The sequence below is a fragment of the Nocardia carnea genome (assembly GCF_029869215.1).
In the GTDB taxonomy this organism is placed as follows: Bacteria; Actinomycetota; Actinomycetes; order Mycobacteriales; family Mycobacteriaceae; genus Nocardia; species Nocardia carnea_B.
In genome coordinates this window covers 1-8,353 of record NZ_JARWPM010000083.1, presented here as the reverse complement: position 1 = coordinate 8,353, position 8,353 = coordinate 1, and the positions used below count along the sequence as shown (strand labels likewise).

The window sequence follows — 8,353 nt, the reverse complement described above, 5'->3', positions numbered from 1 at the left end:
TGTTCACGGTGGCGATGTACCGGCCGTCCGGGCTGATCGCCAAACCCACCGCGGATTTGTCCGATTAGACCGCCCCGCGGTCCACGGGGGGCGCGGGGGGTTTCCCCCCCCCCCAAATCGCCCCCCCCCCCCCCGGGCCCCGGCGCCCCCCCTATAGGGCCCGCGGCCGATCTCGTGCGGGTTCAGTCCTCGCCGAGGGTGCGGGTGAGTTCGGCCCAGCGGTCCAGCAGGGCCGCCGCGGCGCCGCTGTCGATGGCCGTGGCGGCGCGTTCGATCCCGGCGGCCAGGTGATCGTCGAGGTCGCCCGACGGGTCCGCGCCGCGGGAGAGGTCGTAGGCGGTGATCGCCGCGGCCGAGTTGACCAGTACCGCATCGCGGACCGCGCCCGGTCGGCCCGCGAACACATCCCGCGCGACCTGCGCGTTCACCTGTGCATCGCCGCCGCGCAGCGCGTCCAGGTCGACCCGGGGGATACCGAGCCGGACCGGGTCGATCACCGCGGCCCGGATCTCGCCGCCGGCGACCACATAGACGTCGGTGGCATCGGAGGTGGTGATCTCGTCCAGACCGTCGCGGCCGCGCACCACCAGGGCCCCGGCGCCGCGGTCGGCGAAAACGCCGGCGATGGTCTCCAGCAGATCGGCGAACGCGCAACCGACCAGCCCGGCACGCGGCTGGGCCGGGTTGGTGAGCGGGCCCAGCACGTTGAACACCGTCGGTATGCCGATTTCCTTACGGGCCGGACCGGCGAACCGCAGACCCGAATGGAACAGCGGGGCGAAGCAGAACCCGATCCCGACCTCCCGGACACACCGGGCCACCGATTCCGGGCCCAGCGTGAGCTTCACGCCCAGCGCCTCCAGCACATCCGCGCCGCCGCTCTTCGACGAAGCGGCACGGTTACCGTGTTTGACCACCGGCACTCCGGCGGCGGCCACCACCACCGAGGACATGGTGGAGATGTTCACCGACCCGGATCGGTCGCCCCCGGTGCCCACGATGTCCACCGCGTCCCCGGCGACCTTCACCAGCCGGGCGTGGCCCAGCATGCCGCGCGCCATCCCCGACAGTTCGGCGGGCGTGGGGCCCTTGATCTTCATCGCGACCCCGAAGGCGGCGATCTGCGCCGCGGTGGAGTTGTCGGTGAAGATCTCGTCGATCACCCAGGTCGTATCGTCCGCGGTGAGGTCGTGTCCGTCGGCGAGGGCCCCGAGCATCTGGGGCCAGCTGCGCACGCTCATCTCTATCTCCTCGTCGCACCGGGATCCGGGTGACCGAATGGTCATGAACACCCTAGTGCGCCCGGTCGGGTGAAGTTCATCGGCAGACGTAGTGCGTCCGGTGTCGCACGTACCCCGCGCCCGTAGGTTGCGGGTCGGCTGGGGTGACCTGTTCACGCGGACGCCGGAGCGAAGGCGGAGCATCGCAACACGCCCGGGGCGGGATTCAGGGCGTTGGCGGTGTGTCGCAGGTGGTCGTGCGGTGGATTGTGGTGTGTTCGGCGGGTCAGCTCGTCCAACGCGGACGCCGGAGCGAAGGCGCAGGATCGCAACACAAAAGATCAAGATGGGAACCCGACTTCGACTGTCGTACTACGAAGAGTCATACTTACGTCGTGACGACCGCAGTAGGTACCTCAGGATCGGCCATAACCCAGCGTGTGCATTCGCTGAACCGGCCCAACATGGTCAGCGTCGGTACCATCATCTGGCTGTCCAGCGAGCTGATGTTCTTCGCCGGCCTCTTCGCGATGTATTTCGTCGCGCGCAGTCAGGCACCCGAATGGCCGATGCCGCCGACCGAGCTGAACCTCGGTCTGGCCATCCCGGTCACCGCGGTCCTGATCGCCTCGTCGTTCACCTGCCAGATGGGTGTGTTCGCGGCCGAACGCGGCGATGTGTTCGGGCTGCGCCGCTGGTACCTGCTCACCTTCTTCATGGGCGCGTTCTTCGTGGCCGGTCAGGCCTACGAATACGTCCACCTGGTGGCGGAGGGGACCTCGATCTCGGGCAGCTCCTACGGGTCGGTGTTCTACATCACCACCGGCTTCCACGGCCTGCACGTCATCGGCGGTCTGATCGCCTTCCTGTTCCTGCTCGCGCGTACCACGATGAGCAAGTTCACCCCCGCGCAGGCCACCGCCGCGATCGTCGTCTCGTACTACTGGCACTTCGTCGACATCGTCTGGATCGGGCTGTTCGCCGTGATCTATTTCATCCAGTGACGTCGGCGTCCGCCCGCGCTCGGGCGTCAGCGCCGGAGGAGGCAGCGCAGCGTTACCACGCAGGCGTAGCCCGAGCGCACAAGTCAACACAGCCCGCCACGGTTCCGTCTACTCCAAAGGGACACAGATGAGTTCATCGCCCCCGACAGCGCCAGCGCCCGCCAGCGGTGGGCACGGCGAGGCCAGCAAGAAGCGCAGGCAGCGCCGCATCCGCCGACGGATCGCGGGTGGCCTCGCGCTCATGGTGGGCCTCGTCGGAGCCGGTTTCCTCGCCTCTGCGCTCACCCCGGAGCCGCAGGTGGCCACGGCGAACGAGGATTCGGTGGCGCTGATCCGCGAGGGTCAGCAGCTGTACGAGACCTCGTGCATCACCTGCCACGGCGCCAACCTGCAGGGCGTGCCGGACCGCGGCCCCAGCCTCATCGGTGTGGGCGAGGCGGCCGTGTACTTCCAGGTGTCCTCCGGGCGTATGCCGATGGTCCGCAACGAAGCGCAGGCCGAACGCAAACCTCCGAAGTTCGACGCCCACCAGACCGACGCGCTCGGCGCCTATATCGCCGCCAACGGCGGTGGCCCGACCGTGATCCGCGACGCCAACGGGGAGATCGCGCAGGAATCGCTGCGCGGCGGAGATATCGGCCGCGGTAGCGAACTGTTCCGGATGAACTGCGCCTCCTGCCACAACTTCACCGGCCGCGGCGGCGCGCTGTCCTCCGGTAAGTTCGCCCCGCCGCTGGATCCGGCCTCCGAGCAGCAGATCTACGCGGCCATGCTCACCGGCCCGCAGAACATGCCGAAATTCTCCGACCGGCAGCTCACGCCGGAGGAGAAGCGCGACATCATCGCCTATGTCAAGAACTCGGCCGAGGAGAAGAGTCCCGGCGGCTGGGGTCTGGGTGGGTTCGGTCCCGCCACCGAGGGCCTCGCCATCTGGGCGATCGGCATCGTGGCGGTGGTCGGTGCCGCGATCTGGATCGGATCCCGCACATGATCGGGCCGGTATCCGGAAACGCCGACCGCCTCCGCGGCGGACGTCCCGGCCTGCCCCGGTGGAAGGGCCACAGCCATGAGTGAAGAACAGGAGCGAAACGAGATGGGTCGCCTGGACAAAGATTCCGCGGCCGCGACCCCGGCGGAACCGACCGAGGCCGAACTGGACGCGATGTCGCGTGACGAGCTGGTCGAGCTCGGCGCGGCGCGCGACGGTGTCGAGGTCGCCTACCGGCGGGAACGCTGGCCGGTGCCGGGCACCCGCGCGGAGAAACGCGCGGAACGGCAGGTCGCGATGTGGTTCGCGATCTCCGGTCTGGCCGCCGCCGCGCTGGTGGGTGTGTTCCTGTTCTGGCCCTGGGAGTACAAGGGCAAAGAGGACGACGGGCACGGCATCTACTCGCTCACCACGCCGCTGTACGGTCTCACCTTCGGTATCTCGGTCCTGGCCATCGGTATCGCGGTGGTGCTGATCCGCAAGAAGTTCATCCCGGCGGAGCTGTCGGTGCAGGACCGGCACGACGGCAAATCGAGTGAGGTCGACCGGCGCACGCTGGCCGCCGAACTGAGCGACGCCCTCGAGACCTCCACCCTGGGCCGCCGCAAGCTGATCACCCGCACCGCGGGCGCCGGCGTCGGTGTGCTGGGTATCGGCGCGCTGCTGGTGTTCGTCGGCGGCATGATCAAGAACCCGTGGGCCAAGGGCGACAAATCGCCGCTGTGGGTGTCCGGCTGGACCCCCGACTACGAGGGCGAAACCATCTACATCCGCCGCGATACCGGTCGTCCGCAGGACATCGTGCTGGTGCGCCCGGAGGATCTGGACGCCGGCGCCATGGAGACCGTCTTCCCGTGGAAGGAATCGTGGCGCGGGGACGAGCACGCGACCCTGCAGTCGCTGCGCGGTATCCGCAATGCCGTGATGCTCATCCGCCTGCGGCCCGAGGACGCGAAGAACGCGATCAAACGTAAGGGTCAGGAAAGCTTCAACTTCGGCGACTACTTCGCCTACTCGAAGATCTGCACCCATCTCGGCTGCCCGACGTCGCTGTTCGAACAGCAGACCAACCGGATCCTCTGCCCGTGCCATCAGTCGCAGTTCTCCGCGACCGAATGGGGTAAGCCGATCTTCGGTCCTGCCGCCCGAGCGCTGCCGCAGCTGCCGATCACCGTAAACTCAGAGGGGTACCTGGTCGCCAACGGTGACTTCATCGAACCCCTCGGCCCGGCCTTCTGGGAGCGTCGATCATGAGTGCTGGAACGGCTGTAGGCCGCAAGCTTGCGGCACAGGCCAACGAAATGGACGAGCGCTATCGCGGCGCCGCCTTCGTGAAGCGATCGATCAACAAGGTGTTCCCCACCCATTGGTCGTTCCTGCTGGGTGAGATCGCGCTGTACGCGTTCATCATCCTGCTGCTGTCGGGTGTCTACCTGACGCTGTACTTCGACCCGTCGATGGCGCATGTCACCTATGACGGTGCCTATCAGCCGCTGCGCGGTGTCGGGATGTCACGGGCCTACGAGACCGCGCTGAACATCTCCTTCGAGGTGCGCGGCGGTCTGTTCGTCCGGCAGGTGCACCACTGGGCGGCGCTGCTGTTCGCGGCGTCGATCATCATCCACCTGTTCCGCATCTTCTTCACCGGCGCGTTCCGCAAACCGCGTGAAGCGAACTGGGTGATCGGGTCGCTGCTGCTGATCCTGGCCATGTTCGAGGGCTTCTTCGGCTACTCGCTGCCCGACGATCTGCTGTCCGGCACCGGTCTGCGGGCCGCGTTCTCCGGTATCACCATCGGTGTCCCGGTGGTCGGCACCTGGCTGCACTGGCTGATGTTCGGCGGCGACTTCCCCGGCGACATCATCATCCCGCGCCTCTACATCGCGCACGTCCTGCTGTTCCCGGGCATCATGCTGGCGTTGATCGCCGCGCACGTCGCGATCGTCTGGTATCAGAAGCACACTCAGTTCCCCGGACCGGGCCGCACCGAGAACAACGTGGTCGGCGCCCGGATCGTCCCGGTGTTCGCCGCCGACCAGGGCGCGTTCTTCGCGTTCACCCTCGGTTTCGTCGCCCTCATGGGTGGCCTGCTGCAGATCAACCCGATCTGGAACCTGGGCCCGTACAACCCGTCGCAGGTCTCGGCCGGTTCGCAGCCCGACTTCTACATGATGTGGACCGACGGCCTGGCCCGTCTGATGCCGCCCTGGGAGCTGTATCTCGGCCGTTACACCGTGCCCGCGGTGTTCTGGGTCGCGCTGACCATGGGCCTGGTGTTCGCGGTACTCATCGCCTACCCGTGGATAGAGAAGAAGCTCACCGGCGACACCGCCCGGCACAACCTGCTGCAGCGGCCGCGCGACGTACCGGTGCGTACCGCGATCGGCGCCATGGCGATCACCTTCTACGTGGTGCTCACCCTGTCCTGCGTCAACGACATCATCGCGCTGAAGTTCGATATCTCGCTGAACGCGACCACCTGGATCGGCCGCATCGGCCTGCTCGTCGCGCCGCCGCTGGCCTACTTCCTGGCCTACCGGTTCTGCATCGGACTGCAGCGCAGTGACCGGGCGGTCCTCGAGCACGGTATCGAGACCGGTGTGATCAAGCGGCTGCCGCACGGCGAGTACATCGAGGTGCATCAGCCGCTGGGTCCGGTCGACGCGCACGGCCACCCGATCCCGCTGGAGTATCAGGGCGCCGTGGTGCCCAAGAAGATGAACCAGCTGGGCTCGGCCGGTCAGCCCGGTACCGGCAGCTTCCTGCGGCCCGACCCCCGCTCGGAGAGCGAACAGCATTTCGCCCACGAGCTGGAGGAAGAGCACAAGCAGCTGGCGGTGCTCAAACGAGTGCAGGACGAGGCCCGCTCGAACGGGCAGCACGGGCACTGACCCGGAATACGCAACAGGCCCCCTGGGAAACCAGGGGGCCTGTTCGTGTCCGGTGCCGGTATCTCAGCCCGACCGGCGGCGCGCGGCCTCGATCGCCTCGAATTTGGCGAGATTGTGCCGGGCGTCGGCCAGCGCGTCGTGGGCGTCGCGCGGGGGCGGCGGCAGTTCGGGGCGGCCGTGCGCTTCCCAATGCTGGCGTAGTTCGTTGGTGTAGCGGGGCAGCTCTGTCGGCAGATCCACCATCGAACCCCACAACTGGCACAGCACCACATGGTCGTAGGCGCCCACCCAGGCCCACATCTCGGGTTGGACGGTCGGCCGGGGGACCAGGAACCGGTAGAGCTCGTCGCGGATCTGCGCCCGGGTCCGCCACAGCGGTGACGTCCGTGCGGGAAGCTTCGGCAGAACGTACTTGGCCACCCAGGGTCCCGCCCGTCCGGCATCGAACTCCGAGGACACGGCGTAGAACTCCCGCCCGTCCTCACAGACGACACCGATCGATACGAGATCGATCACGCGACCGTCCTCGATGAATTCCGAATCGTAGAAATACCTCAAGTAGGGGATCCCCTCGCAGCTGACAGAACCTCCCGAGCCTAGTCGTGCGGTGCGATACGGCCGTAGCGCAAGGGGGCCGGACAACCCACACGCGGCGAGCGCGCGAAAGCACGGCCGGAAATCTTCCCGGATCGGGCACCACTTATCCTGAACTGGTGAATTGGACCGTCGACGTTCCCATCGACCGTTTGCCCGAGCTGCCGCCGTTGCCCGCCGAGCTGCGTAAACGGCTCGACGACGCGTTGACGCGGCCCGCGTTGCAGCAGCCGTCGTGGGATCCCGAGCAGGCGGCGAATATGCGGACGGTGCTGGAGAGCGTGCCGCCGATCTGCCTGCCGGCCGAGGTGGACGAGTTGCGCGAGCAACTCGCCGAAGTGGCGCGTGGGGAGGCGTTCCTGATGCAGGGCGGCGACTGCGCGGAAACCTTCGCCGACAACACCGAACCACATATCCGCGGCAATATCCGGACCCTGTTGCAGATGGCGGTGGTGCTCACCTACGGCGCGAGTGTGCCGGTGGTGAAGGTGGCGCGGATCGCCGGCCAGTACGCCAAGCCCCGGTCCTCCGATACCGATGCGCTCGGCTTGAAGTCCTACCGCGGCGATATGGTCAATTCCCTGGTCGCCGATGCCGCCGTCCGCGAACACGATCCCTCCCGGCTGGTCCGCGCCTACGCCAACGCCAGTGCCGCGATGAACCTGGTCCGCGCGCTCACCAACGCCGGCATGGCCGATCTGCACCGGGTGCACGACTGGAACCGCGACTTCGTCGCGCAGTCACCCGCCGGTGCCCGCTACGAGGCGCTGGCCGAGGAGATCGACCGCGGTCTGCGATTCATGACGGCCTGCCGGGTCAACGATCCCAGCCTGAAATCGGCCCGGATCTACGCTTCGCACGAGGCGCTGGTACTCGACTACGAGCGGGCCATGCTGCGGCTGGCCGAGAACTCCGCGGGCGATCCGGTGCTCTACGATCTGTCCGCGCATTTCCTGTGGATCGGGGAACGTACCCGGCAGCTCGACGGCGCGCATATCGCCTTCGCCGAACTGCTGGCCAACCCGATCGGCGTGAAGATCGGCCCCACGACCACCCCGGCGCAGGCGGTGGAGTACGTGGAGCGGCTCGACCCGAACAACGAGCCCGGCCGGTTGACCATCGTCTCCCGGATGGGCAATACGAAGGTCCGCGAAATCCTGCCGGCGATCGTGGAGAAGGTGCAGGCCACCGGTCACCAGGTGATCTGGCAGTGCGACCCCATGCACGGCAACACCCACGAATCGTCCACCGGCTTCAAAACCCGCCATTTCGACCGGATCGTCGACGAGGTGCAGGGTTTCTTCGAAGTCCATCACGCCCTGGGCACGCACCCGGGTGGTCTGCATATCGAACTCACCGGCGAGGACGTCACCGAATGTCTCGGCGGCGCCCAGGACATCTCGGATCTGGACCTGTCGGGCCGCTACGAAACGGCCTGCGATCCGCGCCTCAACACCCAGCAGTCGCTGGAACTGTCCTTTCTCGTCGCCGAAATGCTGCGCTGAGCCGCCGGGGGGGGGGGGGGGGGGGGGGGGGGGGGGGGGGGGGGCGGGGGGGCGGGGGGGGGGGGGGGGGGGGGGGGGGGGGGGGGGGGGGGGGGGCCGCGCGGGGCCGGCGGCGGGGGGGGGGGGGGGGGGGGGGGACGAGGGCGGGCCC

Annotated in this window: 7 protein-coding genes; 5 read left to right on the top strand and 2 right to left on the bottom strand. The window is 67.9% G+C overall.

Annotation, left to right across the window (positions count from 1 at the left end):
* Window positions 1-182: 182 nt before the first annotated feature.
* Window positions 183-1,241, bottom strand: a complete 1,059-nt coding sequence (gene trpD, locus QH276_RS04425; RefSeq protein WP_280399530.1) for an anthranilate phosphoribosyltransferase — start codon at window positions 1,239-1,241, stop codon at window positions 183-185.
* A gap of 374 nt (window positions 1,242-1,615) precedes the next feature.
* On the opposite strand from trpD, the gene ctaE reads away from it, so the two are divergent.
* The 4 genes from ctaE (at window position 1,616) to qcrB (ending at window position 6,103) form a co-directional block, all read left to right on the top strand.
* Entirely contained in the window at window positions 1,616-2,224 is a 609-nt protein-coding gene (gene ctaE, locus QH276_RS04420; protein WP_280399531.1) for an aa3-type cytochrome oxidase subunit III, read from the top strand.
* A 127-nt stretch (window positions 2,225-2,351) separates the two neighbouring features.
* Window positions 2,352-3,215, top strand: coding sequence for a cytochrome bc1 complex diheme cytochrome c subunit (gene qcrC, locus QH276_RS04415; protein WP_280399532.1), 864 nt, complete (start codon window positions 2,352-2,354; stop codon window positions 3,213-3,215).
* A gap of 102 nt (window positions 3,216-3,317) precedes the next feature.
* Window positions 3,318-4,466, top strand: a complete 1,149-nt coding sequence (gene qcrA / locus QH276_RS04410; RefSeq protein ID WP_280399536.1) for a cytochrome bc1 complex Rieske iron-sulfur subunit — start codon at window positions 3,318-3,320, stop codon at window positions 4,464-4,466.
* Complete coding sequence (gene qcrB / locus QH276_RS04405; protein ID WP_280399533.1) at window positions 4,463-6,103, top strand: cytochrome bc1 complex cytochrome b subunit; 1,641 nt, start codon at window positions 4,463-4,465, stop codon at window positions 6,101-6,103. The genes qcrA and qcrB overlap by 4 nt, the downstream gene beginning before the upstream one ends.
* A 63-nt stretch (window positions 6,104-6,166) precedes the next feature.
* Here qcrB and QH276_RS04400 read toward each other — a convergent pair whose 3' ends face one another.
* Window positions 6,167-6,661, bottom strand: a complete 495-nt coding sequence (locus QH276_RS04400; protein ID WP_280399534.1) for a polyadenylate-specific 3'-exoribonuclease AS — start codon at window positions 6,659-6,661, stop codon at window positions 6,167-6,169.
* Window positions 6,662-6,816: 155 nt separating this feature from the next.
* Between QH276_RS04400 and QH276_RS04395 the strand changes: the two genes are divergently transcribed.
* Window positions 6,817-8,202, top strand: coding sequence for a class II 3-deoxy-7-phosphoheptulonate synthase (locus QH276_RS04395; protein ID WP_280399535.1), 1,386 nt, complete (start codon window positions 6,817-6,819; stop codon window positions 8,200-8,202).
* Window positions 8,203-8,353 lie beyond the last annotated feature (151 nt).

Excerpts from the sequence above, each read along its gene's own strand:
- qcrC (WP_280399532.1), top strand. The coding sequence starts at position 2,352 with ATGAGTTCATCGCCCCCGACAGCGCCAGCGCCCGCCAGCGGTGGGCAC.
- trpD (WP_280399530.1), bottom strand. The coding sequence starts at position 1,241 with ATGAGCGTGCGCAGCTGGCCCCAGATGCTCGGGGCCCTCGCCGACGGA.
- qcrA (WP_280399536.1), top strand. The coding sequence starts at position 3,318 with ATGGGTCGCCTGGACAAAGATTCCGCGGCCGCGACCCCGGCGGAACCG.
- qcrB (WP_280399533.1), top strand. The coding sequence starts at position 4,463 with ATGAGTGCTGGAACGGCTGTAGGCCGCAAGCTTGCGGCACAGGCCAAC.